The sequence below is a fragment of the Paraburkholderia tropica genome, from assembly GCF_900109265.1.
In the GTDB taxonomy this organism is placed as follows: Bacteria; Pseudomonadota; Gammaproteobacteria; order Burkholderiales; family Burkholderiaceae; genus Paraburkholderia; species Paraburkholderia tropica.
The window spans coordinates 300,770-320,324 of sequence record NZ_FNZM01000006.1; the positions used below are offsets into that span (position 1 = coordinate 300,770).

The 19,555-nt window shown below is 66.8% G+C and carries 15 protein-coding genes; 7 read left to right on the forward strand and 8 right to left on the reverse strand.

The window, feature by feature from the left end; all coding sequences use genetic code 11:
- Positions 1 to 18: 18 nt before the first annotated feature.
- Genes BMY06_RS12030 through BMY06_RS12040 form a run of 3 tightly spaced genes read right to left on the reverse strand, consistent with a single transcriptional unit; the run spans position 19 to position 4,798 of the window.
- On the reverse strand, positions 19 to 1,377 hold the full coding sequence (locus BMY06_RS12030) for an MFS transporter (protein ID WP_065064761.1): 1,359 nt from the start codon (positions 1,375 to 1,377) through the stop codon (positions 19 to 21).
- A gap of 56 nt (positions 1,378 to 1,433) precedes the next feature.
- Positions 1,434 to 3,014, reverse strand: a complete 1,581-nt coding sequence (locus tag BMY06_RS12035; protein ID WP_065064763.1) for an aldehyde dehydrogenase (NADP(+)) — start codon at positions 3,012 to 3,014, stop codon at positions 1,434 to 1,436.
- Between the two features lie 32 nt (positions 3,015 to 3,046).
- Positions 3,047 to 4,798 carry an IlvD/Edd family dehydratase gene (locus BMY06_RS12040; protein WP_074983296.1) on the reverse strand — a complete coding sequence of 584 codons (1,752 nt, stop codon included), beginning with the start codon at positions 4,796 to 4,798 and terminating at the stop codon, positions 3,047 to 3,049.
- 143 nt (positions 4,799 to 4,941) lie between these two features.
- Between BMY06_RS12040 and BMY06_RS12045 the strand changes: the two genes are divergently transcribed.
- The 4 genes from BMY06_RS12045 (at position 4,942) to BMY06_RS12060 (ending at position 9,621) form a co-directional block, all read left to right on the forward strand.
- Entirely contained in the window at positions 4,942 to 5,925 is a 984-nt protein-coding gene (locus tag BMY06_RS12045) for a LysR substrate-binding domain-containing protein (RefSeq protein WP_065064767.1), read from the forward strand.
- Positions 5,926 to 5,996: 71 nt separating this feature from the next.
- Complete coding sequence (locus BMY06_RS12050) at positions 5,997 to 6,848, forward strand: class I SAM-dependent methyltransferase (protein WP_074983297.1); 852 nt, start codon at positions 5,997 to 5,999, stop codon at positions 6,846 to 6,848.
- Positions 6,849 to 7,155: 307 nt separating this feature from the next.
- Positions 7,156 to 7,809, forward strand: coding sequence for an OB-fold-containig protein (locus BMY06_RS12055; RefSeq protein WP_074983299.1), 654 nt, complete (start codon positions 7,156 to 7,158; stop codon positions 7,807 to 7,809).
- A gap of 84 nt (positions 7,810 to 7,893) precedes the next feature.
- Positions 7,894 to 9,621 (forward strand): flotillin family protein, encoded by a 1,728-nt coding sequence (locus tag BMY06_RS12060; RefSeq protein WP_080180245.1) that lies wholly within the window; start codon positions 7,894 to 7,896, stop codon positions 9,619 to 9,621.
- Positions 9,622 to 9,667: 46 nt separating this feature from the next.
- On the opposite strand, the gene BMY06_RS12065 is transcribed toward BMY06_RS12060, so the two are convergent.
- On the reverse strand, positions 9,668 to 10,027 hold the full coding sequence (locus tag BMY06_RS12065) for a glyoxalase superfamily protein (RefSeq protein WP_074983301.1): 360 nt from the start codon (positions 10,025 to 10,027) through the stop codon (positions 9,668 to 9,670).
- A 173-nt stretch (positions 10,028 to 10,200) separates the two neighbouring features.
- Here BMY06_RS12065 and BMY06_RS12070 point away from each other — a divergent pair, with 173 nt between their 5' ends.
- Positions 10,201 to 11,403 (forward strand): tyrosine-type recombinase/integrase, encoded by a 1,203-nt coding sequence (locus BMY06_RS12070; RefSeq protein WP_074983302.1) that lies wholly within the window; start codon positions 10,201 to 10,203, stop codon positions 11,401 to 11,403.
- A gap of 12 nt (positions 11,404 to 11,415) precedes the next feature.
- On the opposite strand, the gene BMY06_RS12075 is transcribed toward BMY06_RS12070, so the two are convergent.
- Both BMY06_RS12075 and BMY06_RS12080 read right to left on the reverse strand, forming a co-directional pair.
- The gene (locus BMY06_RS12075; protein WP_074983304.1) at positions 11,416 to 12,741 is read right to left on the reverse strand and encodes an MFS transporter; all 1,326 of its coding nucleotides are present in this window, start codon (positions 12,739 to 12,741) and stop codon (positions 11,416 to 11,418) included.
- Positions 12,742 to 12,792: 51 nt separating this feature from the next.
- Positions 12,793 to 13,665: a LysR family transcriptional regulator gene (locus tag BMY06_RS12080; protein WP_065064776.1), complete on the reverse strand. Its 873-nt coding sequence runs from the start codon at positions 13,663 to 13,665 to the stop codon at positions 12,793 to 12,795.
- Positions 13,666 to 13,820: 155 nt separating this feature from the next.
- Here BMY06_RS12080 and BMY06_RS12085 point away from each other — a divergent pair, with 155 nt between their 5' ends.
- A complete protein-coding gene (locus BMY06_RS12085) occupies positions 13,821 to 15,287 on the forward strand; it encodes an MFS transporter (protein ID WP_074983305.1) in 1,467 nt (488 codons plus the stop codon).
- Positions 15,288 to 15,314: 27 nt separating this feature from the next.
- On the opposite strand, the gene cysS is transcribed toward BMY06_RS12085, so the two are convergent.
- Both cysS and BMY06_RS12095 read right to left on the reverse strand, forming a co-directional pair.
- Entirely contained in the window at positions 15,315 to 16,718 is a 1,404-nt protein-coding gene (gene cysS / locus BMY06_RS12090) for a cysteine--tRNA ligase (RefSeq protein WP_074983307.1), read from the reverse strand.
- A 343-nt stretch (positions 16,719 to 17,061) separates the two neighbouring features.
- Positions 17,062 to 17,223, reverse strand: a complete 162-nt coding sequence (locus BMY06_RS12095) for a DUF1328 domain-containing protein (RefSeq protein WP_065064883.1) — start codon at positions 17,221 to 17,223, stop codon at positions 17,062 to 17,064.
- Between the two features lie 387 nt (positions 17,224 to 17,610).
- On the opposite strand from BMY06_RS12095, the gene BMY06_RS12100 reads away from it, so the two are divergent.
- Entirely contained in the window at positions 17,611 to 19,548 is a 1,938-nt protein-coding gene (locus BMY06_RS12100) for an AAA family ATPase (RefSeq protein WP_074983392.1), read from the forward strand.
- The last annotated feature ends 7 nt before the right edge of the window (positions 19,549 to 19,555 follow it).

Sequence of the window (19,555 nt, forward strand, 5' to 3'; positions counted from 1 at the left end):
TACGTTATCGGGCCACGCTTACGACTCGCGCGCGAGCGCACCCGATGCCGGCGGCTGCGGACGCAGCGCGGCGCGCACCGCGAAGGTCATGAGCACCGCGAACAGCAGCGTCGCCGCGAGAAAATACAGACCGGCGGCGAGACTGCCCGTCGCGTCCTTGATGATGCCGATGCCATACGGGCCGAGATAGCCGCCGAGATTCGCGAGCGAGTTGATCATCGCGATCCCCACGGCCGCGCTCGCGCCGGTCAGAAACTCGCCGGGCAGCGCCCACACCACGGCCTGGATCGAGTAGATCGAGAACGCGGTCAGGCAGATGAAAAAGAGTTGCAGCGCGGGCGTGCGGAACCAGGCGCTCGCGGCCATCGTCAGCGCGGCGAACGCCGAGACCACGACGATGTGGCCGTAACGCTCGCGGCGCTTGTCCGAATGACGCGGCACGATCAGCAGCCCCGCGACCGCGAACAGATAGGGCACCGCCGAAAGCAGCCCCGCCGTCGAATCCGTCACGCCGAACGCCTTGATGATGGTCGGCAGCCACAGCGACAAACCGTAGATGCTCAGCGGAAACGGCAGAAACAACAGCGCGAGCAGCAGCACGCGCCGGTCCTTGAGCGCCGCGAACGGATTGCGATGCGGATCGAGCGCGTAGCTGCGGCGATCGGCGGCCAGCGCGCGTTCGATCCACGCGCGTTCGTGGTCGTCGAGCCAGCGCGCGTGCGCGGGCGATTCGGGCAGCAGGCGCAGCGTCGGAATGCACAGCAGCACGGCGGGCAGGCCGCTCACGACGAACAGCGTCTGCCAGTTCGACAGACCGAAAAAGCCATGCGTTTCCAGCAGCGCGCCCGCGAGCGGACCGGTGACGATGCCCGCGATCGGCTGCGCGAGCACCAGCAGGCCGATCACGCGCGCGCGATGGCGCATCGGGAACCAGTGCGTGAGGAAATACAGAATGCCGGGATAGAGTCCGGCTTCGGCGGCGCCCAGCAGAAAACGCAGCGCATAGAAACTCTTCGGGCCGCTGACGAAGGCCATCGCCATCGTAATCGCGCCCCACGTGAAGAGAATGCGCGCGAACCACACGCGCGCGCCGAAGCGCGAGAGCGCGAGATTGCTCGGCACTTCGCAGAGGAAGTAGCCGACGAAAAACAGACCCGCGCCCATGCCGTACGCGGCATCGCTCAGGCCAATCGCCGCGTTCATGTGCAGCTTGGCGAAACCCACCACGGTGCGGTCGACGTAAGCGACCACGTAGATGAGCGCGAGAAAGGGCACGAGGCGGCGCGCGATATGGCCGACGATGTGCTTTTCTTCCTCGCTCGAGCCACTCGCGTGCGCCCCGGTGTTGCTGGCATTCAGCGCCTGCGAATTCGTCATCCTGTCTCCTTGATTCTTTTTGCGGCGGTGCGCTTCGTGTGACCTTCGGTTGCCGCTCAGGCGACCTCGGGCCTGCCTGCGAAACGCCGCTTCACGTGCAGCGGATTCGCGTCGCGCAACGCGTCGGGCAGCCAGCCGTCGGCGAGATTCTGGTAGCAGACCGGGCGCAGGAAACGCTCGATCGCCGCCGTGCCCACCGAGGTGCTGCGGCCATCCGAGGTGGACGGGAACGGGCCGCCGTGGACCATCGCATCGCACACCTCGACGCCGGTCGGGAAGCCGTTCGCCAGCAGACGGCCCGCCTTGCGCTCGATGAGCGGCAGGAGCGCGCGCACGAGATCGCCGTCGGCGGCGTCCGCGTGCAGCGTGATCGTCAACTGGCCTTCGATATGGCGCAGCACGGCGCGCAGTTCGGCTTCGTCCGCGCATTCGACCAACACGCTGCTCGGGCCGAACACTTCCTCGCCGAGCGAGGCGTCCGCCAGCAGATCGCTCGCGCTCACGCGCAGCAGCGCCGCCTGCGCGCGGCCGGGCGCCGCCGCGCCGCGCGCGAGCGTCGTGACCTTCGGATGCTCGACCAGGCGGCCGATGCCGTGCTCGTAGGCGCGCAGGATGCCCGGCGTGAGCATCACGCCCGCCGCCGCCGCGCTGAATTCGCGCGCGGCGTTCGTGGCGAAGGCGTCGAAGTCCGCGCCCGCGAGGCCGAGCATCAGGCCCGGGTTGGTGCAGAACTGGCCGCAGCCGAGCGTCGTCGATGCCGCGTAGTCGCGCGCCAGCGTCTCGCCGCGCGCGGCGAGCGCGCCCGGCAGCAGCAGGTTCGGATTCACGCTGCTCATTTCGGCGTAGACGGGAATCGGCTCGCTGCGCGCGGCCGCCAGCTTCACGAGCGCGAGACCGCCCGCGCGCGAGCCGGTGAAACCGACCGCACGAATCGCCGGATGCTGCACGAGCGCGCTGCCGACTTCGTGGCCCGCGTCGAACAGCAAAGAGAACACGCCTTCGGGCAGACCCGCCGCCGCAACCGCCTGCTGAATGGCGCGGCCGACGAGTTCCGAGGTGCCCGGATGCGCCGGATGCGCCTTCACGACCACGGGACAGCCCGCGGCCAGCGCCGACGCCGTGTCCCCTCCCGCCACCGAAAACGCCAGCGGGAAATTGCTCGCGCCGAACACCGCGACCGGGCCCACGCCGATGCGCCAGAAGCGCAAGTCGGTGCGCGGCGGCTGGCGTTCGGGCAGCGCGGGTTCGATGCGCACGTCGAGCGCGTCGCCGCTGCGCACGAGCGTGGCGAACATGCGCAGTTGGTTCGCGGTGCGCGCGCGTTCGCCTTCGAGGCGCGCGCGCGGCAGGCCGCTTTCGGCCATCGCGCGTTCGATCAGCGGCTCGCCGAGCGCTTCGATGCGCGCCGCGCAATCGTCGAGGAATTGCGCGCGTTGTTCGGCGGGCAGCGTGCGGTAGGCGTCGAACGCGTCGTCCGCGAGTTCGCAGGCCCGTTCGACATCGCCTTGCCGCGCGCCGTGGAAAACCGGTTGCGCGATGGGCGTGTTGCTCGCGGCGTCGATCGCCTGGAACGCCGCGCCTTCGCCGCGTTTCGCTTGCGCGCCGATCAGCAGCTCGCCGGTTAGAGTCGTCGTCATGATGGCAGTCCTTGCCTATGCGTCAGTGCGCGTCAGTGCGAGTGGCGCGGCACGGCCGAGCCGCGCTTGCCCACGAGGAAGTCGAGGTCGCAGCCTTCGTCGGCTTGCAGAACGTGATCGACATAGAGGCGCGCGTAGCCGCCCTTGCCCAGCTGCTCGGCGACGCCCGGCGCCGCCGCCGGATCGACGTCGCTCAGGCGGCGTTGCAGTTCCTCGTCGCTGATGTCCAGATGCAGACGGCCGATCTCGCAGTCGAGTTCGATCCAGTCGCCGTTGCGCACCGCCGCGAGCGGGCCGCCCGCCGCCGCTTCCGGCGCGACGTGCAGCACCACCGTGCCGTAAGCCGTGCCGCTCATGCGCGCGTCCGAGATGCGCACCATGTCCTTCACGCCCTGGCGCAGCAGCTTGGGCGGCAGGCCCATGTTGCCGACCTCGGCCATGCCCGGATAACCGCGCGGGCCGCAATTCCTCATGACGAGGATCGAGTCCTTGTCGACGTCGAGCGATTCGTCGGCGATGGTCGCCTTGTAGTGATCGAAATTCTCGAACACCACGGCGCGGCCGCGATGCTTGAGCAGCTCGGGCGTGGCCGCCGACGGCTTGAGCACCGCGCCGCGCGGCGCGAGATTGCCGCGCAGGATGCAGATGCCGCCGTCCGCGATCAGCGGATTGTCGATCTGGCGGATCACTTCGTCGTTGTAGTTCGGCGCTTCGCGCACGTTGTCCCAGATCGACTTGCCGTTCACGGTGAGCGCGTCCGGATGCGGCAGCAGGTTCGCTTCGCCCAGACGGCGCAGCACCGCCGGCAGACCGCCCGCGTAATAGAACTCCTCCATCAGGAAGCGGCCCGACGGTTGCAGATCGACGATGGTCGGCGTGTCGCGGCCAACGCGCTGCCAGTCTTCGAGTTCGAGCGGCACGCCGATGCGGCCCGCGATCGCCTTCAGATGGATCACCGCGTTGGTCGAGCCGCCGATCGCCGCATTGGTACGGATCGCGTTCTCGAACGCCTCGCGCGTGAGCACCTTCGAGAGCTTCAGGTCTTCGAGCGCCATCTGCACGATGCGAATGCCCGACATGTGCGCGAGCACGTAGCGGCGCGCGTCCACGGCCGGAATCGCGGCGTTGTGCGGCAGCGAGACGCCCAGCGACTCGGCCATGCAGGCCATCGTCGAGGCCGTGCCCATGGTGTTGCAGGTGCCCGCCGAGCGCGACATGCCCGCTTCGGCCGAGAGGAAATGATGCAGGTCGATCTCGCCCGCCTTGAGCGATTCGTGCAGACGCCACACGGCCGTGCCCGAACCGATGTCCTTGCCTTCGAGCTTGCCGTTGAGCATCGGGCCGCCCGTCACGACGATGGCGGGCACGTCCACGCTCGCCGCGCCCATCAGCAGCGCGGGCGTGGTCTTGTCGCAGCCGCACAGCAGCACGACGGCGTCGATCGGATTGCCGCGGATCGCTTCCTCGACGTCCATCGAGGCGAGATTGCGCGTGAGCATCGCCGAGGGACGCAGGTTCGATTCGCCGTTCGAGAACACCGGGAACTCGACCGGGAAACCGCCCGCCTCGTAGATGCCGCGCTTGACGTGTTCCGCGAGCTTGCGGAAGTGCGCGTTGCAGGGCGTGAGTTCCGACCAGGTATTGCAGATGCCGATGACCGGGCGACCATCGAATTCATGATCGGGAATACCCTGGTTTTTCATCCAGCTCCGATACATGAAGCCGTTTTTATCCGTGGTGCCGAACCACTCTTGGGAGCGAAGTTTGGGTTTCGTTGCCGACATTCTCAGGTTCTGTGAGGGCCAAATGTTCGAGATAGTCTAAGGAGATCTCTGATAACCTTCTAATGAAATAATTGCCTTTTCCGATATCGTTTTCGGCATTGGTATAAACACTTAAAACTATTTGGGAAACGAGGCGAAACACCATGCTGGAGACAAGCCCCTGGTACGTGCGCACGCGCCTGAAAACCCGTCAGTTGCTGCTGGTGGTGGCGCTCGCAGAGGAAGGCAATATTCATCGCGCGGCGGCGGCGTTGAACATGACGCAGCCGGCGGCCTCGAAGCTGCTGCGCGAGCTGGAGGACATGCTCGGCGCGCTGCTGTTCGAGCGCATGCCGCGCGGCATGAAGCCGACGCTTTACGGCGACGCGCTGATCCGCCACGCGCGCGCCGTGCTCGGCAGTCTCGATCAGGCGCAGGCGGAACTCACGGCGCTCAAGGCCGGCCGGCTCGGCCACGTGGCAGTCGGCGCGATCACCTCGCCGGGCGTGAGCGTGCTGCCCGCGGCCGTGGCCGCCGTCAAGCGCACGCACGCGAACATGCGCATCTCGGTGGAGATCGACGCGAGCAACGTGCTGCTCGAACATCTCGCGCAGGACCGGCTCGACATCGTGCTCGGGCGTCTGTCCGCCGAGCACGACAAGCTCGCGCTGCGCTACGAGCCGCTCACGGGCGAGCCGGTCTGCGCGGTCGTGCGGCCGGGGCATCCGCTGCTCGAAACGAACGCCAACGCGCCGGGCGCGCCGCTCACGTCACTCGCGCTCGCGGACGTCGCGCGCGCCACCTGGGTCGTGCCGCCGCTCGCGAGCGTGCTGCGCCATCGCTTCGAACTGATGTTCCAGCGCGCGAGCCTCGCGCCGCCCTCGAACGTGGTGGAAACGCCCGCGCTGCTGTTCATCACGCGCGTGCTGGAGCAGAGCGACATGATCGCCGTGCTCACCGAGGACGTCGCGCGCTACTACGCGGTGCACGGCATGGTCGCGATCCTGCCGCTGCCGATGGATTGCCAGATGGACGATTTCGGCATCATCACGCGCGCCGACAAACTGCTCTCGCCCGCAGCCGGTGTCATGATCGAGGCGTTGCGCGCGGTGAGCGCGGAGATCTACGGGCCGCGCGGCGCGGCGTGATGCACGCGTCGCGCGACGCTGCGACAGTCTCGCTACACTGACACAGCCAGCAGGACCATGAAGGAGACGCCATGCCTCACACCGCCGCCCCCGACAGCACCGCCGTGCGCGTCGCACTCTGGCGCGCGCTGCACGTGCAGGTCGACGCCGCGCCGCACGTGCTCGAAGACGAACTCGGCATGCAACTGGCCGCGCCCGACGTCCACTGGCGCAAGCGGGGCGACATGGATCCCGACGGCACGCGCGGCTATCGCGCGTCGATCGTCGGGCGCGCGCGTTTCATCGAGGATCTCGTGACCGCTCAGGCCAGCGCGGGCGTGACGCAGTACGTGATCCTCGGCGCGGGGCTCGACACCTTCGCGCAGCGCCGGCCCGAGATCGCGTCATGGCTGCACCTGTACGAAGTCGATCAACCGGGCACGCAGGCGTGGAAGCGCGCGCGGCTTATCGAACTCGGCTTTCGCGAGCAGGACTGGCTGCGTTTCGTGCCGGTGGATTTCGAGGCGGGCGAATCGTGGTGGACACAGCTCGTGCAAGCGGGCTTCGATGCGCGGCAGCCCGCCGTGATCGCCTCGACGGGCGTCTCGATGTATCTCACGCGCGAGGCCAATCTCGCCACGCTGCGACAGATTGCGCAACTCGCGCCGGGCTCCACGCTGGCGATGACCTTCACGCTGCCGCTCGATCTCATCGACGAACCCGAGCGCTCGCAGCACGCGGCCGTCTACGAGCGGGCGCGCGCGGCGGGCACGCCGTTCGTCAGCTTCTTTCGCCCCGACGAGATGCTTGCGCTCGCGCGCGAAGCCGGTTTCTCCGAAGTGAGCCACGTGGGCACCGCCGATCTGATCGAACAGTATTTCGCGAAACGCAGCGACGGTTTGAAACCGGCCAAGGGCGAGTCGTTTCTGGTGGCGAAGGTTTAAGCGCGATGATCGGGATGATTACGGCAATCGCCTTAATTGCGATAAGCCGCCACGGATTTTCCGCGCGATCATGCAATATGATCGCGCTCAGCGTTTGCATTTAAATCCACGCAAACGTCATTCGCGCTCACGTAATCTCCGCTAAATTGTCGAACCTTGACAATTCAATCCGCGCAAAGCGATAGACTCATGTACTGCGTCATGCATTGCGCATCACTGCGTTTATCCCTTTATTTAAGGGACATTCGATATGACGCGTGAATTCGATATAGACTCGCAGCGGAATAACACCGAATAGAACAATTTCATGACCTCATTGCTGCAACCGGGATATGCGCCATTCATCATGGCGATCGGCATCATGATCGTCATTGCCATACTCGAAAGCATTACGCTGCTGTTCGGATTTAGCGTCACCACGCATGCGGGTAATCTGCTCGCGCATCAATTCGATATCGACCACGCGGGCGCCAGTGCCGAACCGGGCGTCGTCGGGCAGTTTCTCGGCTGGCTGCACGTGGGCCGCGTGCCGTTTCTCATTCTGCTCGTGCTGTTCCTCACCGGATTCGCCGTTGCCGGCCTGCTGCTGCAAGCGCTTCTGCATGCGCTCGCTCATTTCATGCTGCCGCCCGCCATTGCCGCCTGCGCGGCGTTGCCGCTCGCGCTCGGATTCGTGCGCAAGACCGGCAAACCGATCGGCCGCCTCGTGCCGCAGGAAGAGTCGAGCGCGCTCTCGGAAATCGATTTCATCGGCCGCGCCGTGCGCATCGTGACCGGCGAGGCCACACAGGGCACGCCGGCCGAAGCGCGTTTCGTCGACGAATTCGGTCAGCCGCACTACGTCCGTATCGAGCCGGACGATGCGGATCACCGCTTCGTGCGCGGGCAAACCGTGCTGATCGTCGCGCGGGTGTCCGGCTCGCTCTATCGGGCCATCAAAAGCCCGCGTCACGACGCCTGAGGCCTGCGTTGCGTTTGCCGCGCGCGCGCCGGCTTCGCTGCTTTTTCACCTCGTTTTTCACACCGACAAGAGTCAACCATCGCTATGGATACGATCATTTTCTGGGGTGCCGCCGGTCTGGCGGTCATCGTGGGCCTGTGCCTGATCGGCCTGATTTTCGCGCGCCTGTATGTGCGCGCTTCGGCCGAACGCGCGTTCGTGCGTACGGGTCTCGGCGGCCAGCGCGTCATCATGAGCGGCGGCGCGGTCGTGCTGCCCGTGTTCCACGAGGTCATCCCGATCAACATGAACACGCTGAAGCTCGAAGTCAGCCGCGCCTCGCGCGACAGCCTGATCACGAAGGACCGCATGCGCGTGGACGTGGTGGTGGCGTTCTTCGTGCGCGTCGCGCCCACGGCGGAAGGCGTGTCAACAGCCGCGCAGACGCTCGGCCAGCGCACACTCGCGCCCGAGAATCTGCGCGCGCTCGTCGACGACAAGTTCGTCGACGCGCTGCGCTCAACCGCCGCGCAAATGACGATGCAGGATCTACAGGACGCGCGCGAGAAGTTCGTGCAGGGCGTGCAGAACACCGTCGCCGAAGATCTGACCAAAAACGGTCTCGAACTCGAAAGCGTCTCGCTGACCAACTTCAATCAGACCTCGAAGGAATACTTCGATCCGAATAACGCGTTCGACGCCGAAGGTCTCACGAAGCTCACGCAGGAAACCGAGCGCCGCCGCAAGGAGCGCAACGAGGTCGAGCAGGATACCGAAGTCTCCGTACGCGAGAAGAATCGCGACGCGCTGTCGAAGCGTCTCGAGATCGACCAGCAGGAAGCCTTCATGAAGCTCGAACAGGAGCAGCAGGTCAAGACGCGCACGGCCGAGCAGAACGCGCGCATCACGGCGTTCGAGGCGCAGCGCCATCAGGAGGCCGAGCAGAGCCGCATCGGCGCGGAGCGTCAGGTGCAGGAGTCGGAGATCGAGCGCGAGCAGGCCGTGCGTTCGCGCAAGGTGGAAGCCGACCGCGAAATTCGCGTGAAGGAAATCGAGCAGGCCAAGGTCACTCAGATCGCCGAGCAGGAGCGCGCGATCATCATCGCGCAGAAGTCCGAGGCGCAATCGCAGGCTCAGGCGCGCGCCAACGAATCGCTGGCCGAAGCCGTGAAGGCCGAGCAGCTCGTGGAAACCACGCGCCGCACCGCCGAGGCGGACCGCGCGAAGCAGGTTGCGCTGATCGAAGCCGCGCAGGAAGCCGAAACCAACGCCGTGCACGTCACGACCAAGGCGCGCGCGGAGCGCGAGGCCGCGCAGATGCAGGCCACGGCGATCGTCGAACTGGCCGAGGCCGAGCGCAAGAAGGGGCTCGCCGAAGCCGAGGCGCAGCGCGCGCTGAACGACGCCATCAACACTTTGTCATCGGATCAGACCAGCCTGAAGTTCCGGCTCGCGTTGCTGCAGGCGCTGCCGGCCATCATCGAGCAGACCGTCGAGCCGATGAAGTCGATCGAAGGCATCAAGATCATTCAGGTCGACGGCCTCAACCGCCAGGTCGGCGTGGCCGCCGACGGCGCGGCCACGAATGGCTCGGGACTGGGCGCGGGCGGCAATCTGGCCGAGCAGGCCATGTCGGCGGCGCTGACCTATCGCGCGCATGCGCCGCTCGTCGATTCGCTGCTCAAGGAAATCGGCCTGGCCGGCGGCTCGCTGCCGGCGATGGTGCCGGGGCTCGCGAATCTGGCGAATGGCACGAGCGGCGCGAATGGCGTCGATGCCACGCTGGCCGCGCCGCACGAACCGCGCCTCACCGACGGCCACGCCGCGGCTTAAACGCACTCGCCCGATCCGTTCAGCGCATTCCACACATTCGGCGCATTCAGCTCAACTCGCAGAACCGCAGAATATTGCCGAACGGATCGTGAATCTGCATCTGGCGGCCCCACGGCAGCGTCTCCACGCCGGGCCGCGCATAGGCGTAAGGCTTCGCGGCCAGCTCGCGATGGAACGCCTCGATGTCCTCCACGGGCAGAAACAGCACCGTGCCCGGCGTGCCGTCGCCGTGATGCTCGCTCAGATGCAGCACGAGCGCGTCGCGATGCAGTTGCACGTAGAGCGGCAAATCCGCTTCGAAGCGATGTTCCCAGTCGGGCTTGAAGCCCAGATAGTCGCAATAGAACGCGTAGGCTTTCTCGATCGAAAACATGCGCAGGATGGGAATCGGGGCGAGGAGTTTCATCGCTTGTTTTATCGCGGTTGGCGGCGGTTGGCGGCGGTCGGTAGCGGCTGATTGCCGGTGACGCAAAGTCGATCCGGCGGCCACGATTATGGCGCGACGCGCGTCGCCGTGCGCGATCCGCGTTATAGTCGGCAGCGTCTTTGCCTTTTGCCTCCCGCGCCACCGCTTCACCCATGCACACCGCCCTCCTCGCCCCGCGTCCGCTCGACGCGCTCGAACTGCCCGCCGATCTCGATGGCCGCGACGGCGTGAACCGCGCCAACGGCCGCATGCAGATCGCGGCGGCCAACGATCTCGACGCGATCCGCGCCTGGCTCGCGCGCGTCGCCGACTCGAAGGCGACCTTCGAAACCTATCGCAAGGAAGCCGAGCGTCTGCTGCTGTGGGCCATCGTGCAGCTCGGCAAACCGCTCTCCTCGCTCACGCACGAAGATCTGCTCGCCTATCAGCGTTTTCTCGCCGATCCGCAACCGGCGGCGCGCTGGTGCGCGGGCGGCGGCCGCAAGCACGCGCGCGACGATCCGCGCTGGCGTCCGTTCTACGGCCCGCTGTCCGCCGCCAGCCAGCGTCAGGCGATGGTCATTCTCAACGCGCTGTTTTCGTGGCTCGTGAGCGCCGGTTATCTCGCGGGCAATCCGCTTTCGCTGTCACGCCAGCGCGCGCGCCGCGCGCAGCCGCGCATCACGCGTTATCTCGAACGCGGTCTCTGGGACGAAGTGAAGGCCTATGTCGACGCCCTGCCGCGCGCAAGCGCCCGCGAACGCGAACGCCACAGCCGCGCGCGCTGGCTGCTCACGCTGCTCTATCTCGGCGGCCTGCGCATCTCCGAAGTCGGCATCAACACGATGGGCGATTTCTTCGCGCGCCGCGACGCGTCGGGCGAGGAACGCTGGTGGCTCGACGTGCTCGGCAAGGGCGAGCGTCGCCGTCTCGTGCCCGCGACCGCCGAACTGATGACCGAACTCGCGCGCTATCGCGAGCAGCGCGGCCTGAGCGCCTTGCCCGCGCCGCACGAAGCGACGCCGCTCGTGCTGCCGATCGGCCAGTCGACCAAACCGCTCACGCGCGCGGCGCTGCACACCATCGTCAAGGGGATTTTCGCGGGCGCGGCGCAACGTCTGCGCGACGCGGCGGCGCAGGAAACCGACCCCGCGCGCGCGGCCGGCGGCACGGCGCGCGCGGCGCTGCTGGAGAGCGCGTCGGCGCACTGGCTGCGTCACAGCGCGGGCTCGCATATGGCCGATGGCGACGTCGATCTGCGCATGGTGCGCGACAACCTCGGCCACGCGTCGATCAGCACGACGAGCCTGTATCTGCATAGCGACGACGACCGGCGCCATCGCGAAACCGAAGCGAAACACCGCATCGACTGGTAGCAGCGAAACCGTCTATCGTGGCGCGCGGCGTTCCTTGAAGAGCGCCACCGCGCACAGGCTCACGCAGCACGCGGGCGTCACGTACCAGGCGGCCGCGAGCGGATTGCCGCTCCACTTCACCAGCGCCGTGACGATGAATTGCGCCGTGCCGCCGAACAGCGCCACGCTCAAGGCGTGCGCGAGCGCGAGGCCGCTGGCGCGCACGCGCGCGGGCAGCGCTTCGAGCACGAGCAGCGCGACCGTGCCCGCGCTGAACGCCATCGACACGCTGATCAGGCCCACGCCGGCCAGCATCGCGGGCAGGCTGCGGGCGCTGTCGATCAGCACGAACACGGGCGTGCTCAACAACGTGGTGGCCGCGGCGCCCGCGAGCGCCACCGGCTTGCGGCGCGGCAGGCGGTCAAGCAGACGGCCCACGAACGGCGGCAGCGCGAACAGCAGCAACGCCGACGACGCCGACACCGCGAAGCCCGTGCTCGCGGGCAGATGCATCACGCGAATCACATAGCTGGGCATGAAATAGACGATGGCGTAGACCGGAATCGACTGGCCCATGATCATCAGCATCGCGAGGCCGAGCGTGCGGGCGTGCTCGCGCCGGAGTTCGACGAAGGGCGGCGCGGCGGATGCGCGCGCGGTGTCGTCCCCGTCATGCAGACGGCTGCGCAGATACACGCCGACCGGCAGCACGAGGAGGCCGAACCAGAACGGCACGCGCCAGCCCCACGCGTCGAGCGCCTGCGGCGAAAGCAGATGCGTGAGCACGAGGCCGAACGTGGCGCCGAGCAACGCCGCCGCGCCCTGGCTCGCGACCTGCCAGCTCACGCGCGCGCCGCGCCGCGCGGCGGGTCCCGCCTCCATCAGATACGCCGCCGCCACGCCGATATCGCCGCCGAGCGCGAAGCCTTGCAGCGCGCGCGCCAGCACCACGACGACGGGCGCGGCCACGCCGATCGCCGCATAACCCGGACACACCGCAATGACCGCCGTGCCGAGTCCCGCGAGCCAGACGGTGCGCGTGAGCGCGGCGCGGCGGCCCACGCGGTCCGCATACGCGCCCAGCACGAGCGCGCCCAGCGGCCGCATGAAAGCGCCCACGCCGAAGCTGCCGACGGCGAGCAGCAGCGAGGTCATCGGGTCGCCCGCTGGGAAGAATTTCGCGCCGATCATCGCCGCGAAATAGCCGAACACGGTGAAGTCGAACATCTCGAACGCCGTCACGAGCGAGGCGCTCGCGACGCGTCGGCGGACTTCGCGCGCGGAGGTTTGCGGTGCGTTGGCGCGTGCTTCGGCGTGCGCTTCAGCCGGTTGTTCCAGTGCGTCCTGGCTCGGGAGCATGGTTTCGAAGTTCAGTCGTCAGGGTGCGCGGCGCGTATTTCAGCGCGCTGTTCAGACCAGCAATTGCCGCGATAACACCTCGCGCGCCTGCGCGACCGTCTCGCGTTCGCCGGGCAGCGGCGGCGTGAGCGAAAACACGGCCTCGGGCAGCGCGGGCAAACGGTGACGCGTGCCGAGCTTCATCAGCCCGTCGGTGATCGCCGACGCGCACAGGCAGCCCACGCCCAGCCCCGCCGCGAGCATCGACTGCAGGCCCGCCACGCCGGACGCGCTATGCACCATCACGAAGGGACGGCGGTGTTCTTCGAGCAGGCTCACGGCGATCTGATGCAGCATGCAGTCGCCGGGCAGCAGCACGAGCGGCAGCGGCTCGGGCAGCGCTTCGGCGAGCGTCGGCGACGCCACCCAGTGCAGCGGCTCGCGGCGCAGCACCCAGCGCGGATCGCCCTGCGCGGGCCGCACCGGGCCGATCGACATGTTCATCACCACGCCCAGATCGATCTGTCCGCGCGCGTGCGCGAGTTCGATCTCGGTGCTCTTCATCGTGCTCACGTGCAGGCTCAATTGCGGATAGCACTCGCGCAGCCGCGCGAGCATGCCCGCGACTTCGTGCGTGCGGAAATAGTCGGTGATCGCCACGCGCAGTTCGCCCTTGATCGCCTGGCCGCGCACTTCGTCGAAGGCGGCTTCGTTGAGCGCCACGATGCGCCGCGCGTGCGCGAGCAGGCGCGAACCCGCGGGCGTGGGCTCGACGCCGCGTTTGCTGCGCACGAACAGCGGCACGCCCGCGCGCGCTTCCAGCTTGCGCATCTGGTCGCTGACGGTGGACTGCGAAAGATTCAGCGACGGCGCGGCCGCCGTCAGGCTGCCCGCTTCCGCCACCACGGTGAAGGTGCGCAACTGGTCGAGTTCGAAGCCTCGCATGGCTTGCTCCTATCCATCGAATTACTCGATGAATACTACCGCAAATTCCGGCTTTTCTGGAGGATGCGCCGCGCCTAAGATACCGGTTCGTTCCGGCGTCATCGGCGGCGATCCCGTCGCCATCGATCCGCCCCCGCTTTCGATACAGGTTCATCATGACTGACGACTCGCTCGCCGCCGCGCCGCCGCTCGCGGCCCCGACTTCAGCCGCCGCCGCGCGCAGCCATCACGGCTGGGCGCTGGTCGTGCTGCTGGTCGGCGCCATCCTGCCGCCCATCGATTACTTCATCGTGAATCTCGCGCTGCCCGCCATCCACTCGGGACTGAGCGCCAGCGCCGCGCAATTGCAGATGGTGGTGTCCGCCTACGCCTGCGCCAACGCGGTCGCGCAGATCACGGGCGGGCGTCTCGGCGATCTCTACGGCCGCAAGCGCATGTTCATGATCGGCATGGCGGGCTTCGTGCTCGCCTCGACGCTGTGCGGGCTCGCGACTTCCGGCGCCATGCTGGTGGCCGGGCGGATTCTCCAGGGGCTGTTCGCGGCGGTGCTCGCGCCGCAGGTGCTCGCGACCATCCGCAGCGTGTTCACGCCGCACGAACAGGTGCGCGTGATGGGCTTCTACGGTTTCGTGTTCGGCGTGGCGGCGGTGATCGGCCAGCTCGGCGGCGGCGCGCTGATCAGCCTGCATCCGTTCGGGCTGGGCTGGCGCGCGATCTTTCTCGTCAACCTGCCGATCGGCGTGCTCGCGCTGCTGGGCAGCTGGCGCTTCATTCCAGAGAGCCGTCCGCCGCGCGGCGCACGTATCGACATGCCGGGCACCGTGCTGCTGTCGCTGTTTCTGCTGATGCTGGTCTATCCGCTCACGCGCGGACGCGAGGAAGGCTGGCCCACGTGGATGCTGATCTGCCTCGCCGCCTCGGTGCCGATGCTCGGCGCACTGCTGCGCGTGGAAGCGCGCAGTCTCGCGCGCGGCCACGATCCGCTGCTCGACGTGCGGCTGTTCCGCAATCCCGTGATCGCGCTCGGCCTCGTGCTGGCGTTTCTGTTCTACACGCTCAGCGCGTTCTTCCTGAGCTACGGCATCTATCTGCAAGGCGCGCTGCACTGGACGCCGCTCGCCTCGGGCGTGGCGATCCTGCCGTTCGGGCTGGGCTTTCTGTCGAGTCCGCTGCTGATGCCGCGCCTCGTGTTCCGCCTCGGCAGCTATCGCGTGCTGACGCTCGGCTTCGTGCTGATCGCGCTCGGCCTCGCGGCGGCGGCCTCGCTCGCGAGCGTGAGCGCGCCCGGCGCGGGCTTCTACCTCGGCCTCGGCGCGATGGGCATGGGCCAGGGCCTCGTGCTGCCGTCGGTCGTGCGCATCGTGCTCGCGGAAGTCGACCCGGCGCGCGCGGGTGTGGCCTCGGGCATGGTCACGGCGACCTTGCAGATCGGCGCGGCCGTGGGCGCGGCGACGCTCGGCGGCGTGTTCTTCTCGCACCTCGGCGCGCATCCCGTCGCGCTCGATTACGTGCAGGGCTTTCGCGTTTCGATGTTCGCGCTGGTCGGCATTCTGTGCGTCTGCGTGCTGAGTTCGCTCGCGCTCGGGCCGATGCATCGACGCCTGCATCCGCAGCCGGCGTGATGCACGGCACTCGCGTTCACTGACCGTTCACGGATCGATCGCCGCCGCCTGAGGCGCACGACGCACCGGTTGCGGCCCATGCGCGCCGTCCTCGATACGCCAGCCCTGCGCGTCGAGCGCCGCGCGCAAGGCATCGGCCCGCGCCCAGTCTTTCGATGCGCGCGCCGCCTCGCGCTCGTTCACCAGCGCCTGAACCTCGGCGGGAACCTTGGCTTCGACCAGCCGCCAGTCGCGCAGCCGAAAACCCAGCACCGCATCGAACTGATCGACCGTCGCGCGCAAGGTCGCGCCCGGCAAGCCGCTCCTGACGCAATCCCAAAGCACGGCCAGCGCTTTCGGCAGGTTCAGGTCGTCGTTCGCTTCGGCGTCGAAACGCGCGACGTACGCGGCGTCGGCGACACCGCCTTCGGGCCAGCCCGCATACAGCCGACGCAAGCGATTCAACGCGGTTTGCGCGGCGCGCAGCGCGTCCCAGTTGAACTGCAAGGTACTCCGGTAATGCGCGCTCAGGCACAGATAGCGATACGCAAGCGGCTCCGCCTGCCGATCGCGCAGCGTTTGCAGACGCAGAAAATCGCCGGCCGACTTCGACATCTTCGCGTCGCCCTGCTGCGTCAGAAAGTGGCCGTGCAACCAGAAGTTCGCGAGGCGCGTGCCGTGCGCGGCCTGCGTCTGCGCGATCTCGTTGCTGTGATGCACGGCGATGTGATCCTCGCCGCCGCAATGAATATCGAACCACGTGCCCAGATATTTCGCCGACATCGCCGAGCACTCGATATGCCAGCCCGGAAAGCCGCGCCCCCACGGACTGTCCCATTCCATCTGACGCTGCACGCCGGGCGGGCTGAACTTCCATAGCGCGAAGTCGGTGATGTTGCGCTTCGCCCCGATCGCCACGCGTTTGCCCGCCTGCAAACCGGCGCGGTCGAGACGCGCGAGAAAGCCGTAATCGTCCTGTTTGTCGGTGGCGAAATAGAGACCGTCGTCCGTGCGATAGACGTAGCCCGCGCGCTCGATCTCCGCAATGAAGGCGATCTGCTCGGCGATGTGATCGGTCGCGCGGCACCAGACATCCGGCTCCAGCAGATTCAGCGCGCGCCAGTCGTCGACAAAAGCTTCCGTATAGCGCCGCGCGATGGCCCACGCCGACTCGCCCGTGCGGCGGCTGCCTTTCTCCATCTTGTCCTCGCCTTCGTCGGCATCGGAAGTCAAATGGCCGACGTCGGTGATATTCACGACGTGCCGCACCGTGTAGCCGTTACGCGCGAGCACGCGCCGCAGCACGTCCTCGAACACATAGGTCCGCAGATTGCCGATATGCGCGTGATCGTAGACCGTCGGCCCGCAGCAATACATCCCCACGCGCTCGCTTCGAATGGGCGTAAAAGGACGCAAGGCGCGCGACCAGGTGTCGTAGAGCGCGAGGGGCATCGGGTTTCTCCGGTTAAACGGTGTCGATAAACAGGAAAGAAAAACAAAAAGGCCGCCGGTTTTTCAACGGGCGGCCAGTTGGCATGAATCGACGTGAAGCGCGACGTGTACCGACGCTAGACGCAGCCTGCCCCCGGCATGTGCTGACAACATGCGCGCTGGATGAAAGCGAGGGAGGAAGTGGTGAGATTCATGTAGCCGATGCTAACGTCGAACGGACTAAATGGTCAAGAGCGCGACGTGCACAGGCGAACGGGCGACGCCAGACGACATCAATCGTCTGGCGTCGCCCGCACGATCATGACAAATTACTTCGAACTACTACTAAATCGATGATACACCCTCACCGCCGCACGACACCCATAACGAGCGTGACGAGGAAAATAACGAGGAAGATGAAGAACAGCACCTTCGCGATACTCGCGGCGCCTGCCGCAATGCCGCCGAAGCCCAGGGCCGCCGCAATGATCGCGACGATGAAAAAGACCAGCGCGTAATACAGCATGATGTGACCTCCGTCCGGTGTGGGTTGTGCCGTGCGCCCGACTATGTGCGGGCGGTCCGGAAGCATGCGCAAACGCTGTGCCCGCCATTCGAGATCATTCGACAACGAGCCGCCGCCAATCAAAAGCGCGGATTGAACCCGCTTATTGCGTCATTCCCGGTTTTTGATTACGCGGTAACGCGGGCATAATGCCAATGGAGAAATGCGATTAAAAAGGGTCGTGTTCGCATTGCTAACGATTTATTCATCGGAATTGATTGAATTCCGATTTTTCAATCGGCCTCCTCCCGCCCGATCGCTTGCACGCAAGACGCTCGCGCCACCCGTCCCTCCCGTACGATGTTTTTCGGGCGCCGCGCCAGCGGGCCCGCGCAGGAAGAGTGTTCGATGAAACCGGCAAGGAATTCGCTCTGGTCACGCGTTGGCCGTTATGTGGCGTGCGCAGCGGCCGTGGCCGCGCTCGCGGCAACCGTGGGTTTTCTGCACTGGCGGCATGAGCAGCCGGCCATGCAGTCTCAATCCGAAGCACAGCCGGAAGCGCTCAGCGGCGTGGCGAGCGACATGCGTCACAACGCGTCCGCGTGGACGCATCGCGAGAAAGACGTGTCGGCGATGCTCGGCGATATCCGCGCGCATGACGTGCGTGCGATCGGCGTGAGCCGCGACGCGATTCTCGTTTCGACCCTGCAAGGCGACAAGTATTACGTGGCCGATCACAACGGCGCGTTCTCCAACGCGCTGCTGCTCGGCGACCTGAAGCCGGACGGCGCCGCGCCCTATCAGCTCGTCTGGCTACCCGACGCCAACCTGCGCACTGGTCTCGCGCGCTGGGGCGACACCTTCGACCACATACGCGACGCGCTGAGCCTGCTGCTCTCCGTGCTCATGCTCGGCGGCCTCGCGTGGTTCGTGCGCCGCGAAATGGCGGGCGGCGCGCAACTGCTCGGCAAGCCGCCCGTGCTGCGCTTCGACGACGTGATCGGCGCGGGCGAAGCCAAATCGGCGCTCGCCGACGTGCGCGCCTGGCTCACCGAGCCCGCGCAATTCACCGGCATGGGCGTGCGCGCGCCGTGCGGCATCCTGATGACGGGCGGCCCCGGCGTCGGCAAGACGCGTCTCGCGCAGGCGCTCGCGGGCGAATGCGGCGCGAGCTTCATCGCCATTACCGGCAGCTATTTCAGCGCGAAGTATTACGGCGTCGGCATCCAGAAAGTGAAGCGCCTGTTCGAACTCGCGCGCAAGAACGCGCCCACGGTCATCTTCATCGACGAAGCCGACGGCCTCGGCAAGCGCACCGACACGGGCGGCGGCCCGGTCGAAGCGGAGAGCAACCGCATCATCAATCAGTTGCTCGCGGAAATGGACGGTTTTGCGTCGAACGAAGGCATCATCATCGTGGCCGCGACCAATCATCCGGACAATCTCGACGAAGCGCTGCGCCGTCCCGGCCGCTTCGACCGCACCGTCGCAGTGCGCCTGCCCGACCTCGAAGACCGCGCGGAAATCCTGCGTTTTTACGCGGCCAATCTGAAGACGAAAACCAACGACATCGACTTCGAACAACTCGCGCGGCTCACGACCGGCCTCTCGCCCGCCACGCTGTCGATGATCGTGAATCAGGCGGGCCTCGTCGCGCGCAAGGCCGGCGATCGCCACGTGGGCGCCGCGCATTTTCTCGAAGCGATCAAGATCGCGCGTATCGGCGATATCAACGGCGCGGAGCGCGCGCTGTCCGACGACGAACGCACGCGCATCGCCATTCACGAAGCCGGCCACGGACTCGTGGCCGCGCTGCTCGGCACCGGCGTGCTCGAAGAAGTGACGATCCTGCCGCGCGGCGGCGCGCTCGGCGTGGCGCTCATCACGAAGATGCAGGACAAGTATCTGTATCGCGAAACCGAAATGCGCAACGAGATTCAGGTGCTGCTCGGCGGCCGCAACGCGGAACTGCTGATGTTCGACGAAGCCTCGAGCGGCGCGGCGCAGGATTTGCAGGAAGCGTCGCGCATCGGGCTCGACATGGTGTCGAAGCACGGCTTTAACGCCGACGGCAATCTGTTCAGTCTCGCCGCGTTGCCGCAACAGGTGGCCGGGCTGCAATTGAAAAGCGCGATCGAACACGCGAACGCGCTGCTGCACGAACTCAACGACGCCTGCTTCGCGCTGCTGCGTGCGAACGAACCGGTATTGCGCGCGATCGCCGACCGGCTGCTCGAAGAAGAAACCGTGCCGGGCGAAACGGTGTATCGCCTGATTCGCGAACACGCGGCAAAAAGTGCCGCAATCGCCGAGGCGAACGAGGTGATTGAAATCGCGGCGGCTTGAGTATTGA

Coding starts and splice junctions, on each gene's coding strand:
- BMY06_RS12030 (WP_065064761.1), bottom strand. CDS start 1,377: ATGACGAATTCGCAGGCGCTGAATGCCAGCAACACCGGGGCGCACGCG.
- BMY06_RS12035 (WP_065064763.1), bottom strand. CDS start 3,014: ATGACGACGACTCTAACCGGCGAGCTGCTGATCGGCGCGCAAGCGAAA.
- BMY06_RS12040 (WP_074983296.1), bottom strand. CDS start 4,798: ATGTCGGCAACGAAACCCAAACTTCGCTCCCAAGAGTGGTTCGGCACC.
- BMY06_RS12045 (WP_065064767.1), top strand. CDS start 4,942: ATGCTGGAGACAAGCCCCTGGTACGTGCGCACGCGCCTGAAAACCCGT.
- BMY06_RS12050 (WP_074983297.1), top strand. CDS start 5,997: ATGCCTCACACCGCCGCCCCCGACAGCACCGCCGTGCGCGTCGCACTC.
- BMY06_RS12055 (WP_074983299.1), top strand. CDS start 7,156: ATGACCTCATTGCTGCAACCGGGATATGCGCCATTCATCATGGCGATC.
- BMY06_RS12060 (WP_080180245.1), top strand. CDS start 7,894: ATGGATACGATCATTTTCTGGGGTGCCGCCGGTCTGGCGGTCATCGTG.
- BMY06_RS12065 (WP_074983301.1), bottom strand. CDS start 10,027: ATGAAACTCCTCGCCCCGATTCCCATCCTGCGCATGTTTTCGATCGAG.
- BMY06_RS12070 (WP_074983302.1), top strand. CDS start 10,201: ATGCACACCGCCCTCCTCGCCCCGCGTCCGCTCGACGCGCTCGAACTG.
- BMY06_RS12075 (WP_074983304.1), bottom strand. CDS start 12,741: ATGCTCCCGAGCCAGGACGCACTGGAACAACCGGCTGAAGCGCACGCC.
- BMY06_RS12080 (WP_065064776.1), bottom strand. CDS start 13,665: ATGCGAGGCTTCGAACTCGACCAGTTGCGCACCTTCACCGTGGTGGCG.
- BMY06_RS12085 (WP_074983305.1), top strand. CDS start 13,821: ATGACTGACGACTCGCTCGCCGCCGCGCCGCCGCTCGCGGCCCCGACT.
- cysS (WP_074983307.1), bottom strand. CDS start 16,718: ATGCCCCTCGCGCTCTACGACACCTGGTCGCGCGCCTTGCGTCCTTTT.
- BMY06_RS12095 (WP_065064883.1), bottom strand. CDS start 17,223: ATGCTGTATTACGCGCTGGTCTTTTTCATCGTCGCGATCATTGCGGCG.
- BMY06_RS12100 (WP_074983392.1), top strand. CDS start 17,611: ATGAAACCGGCAAGGAATTCGCTCTGGTCACGCGTTGGCCGTTATGTG.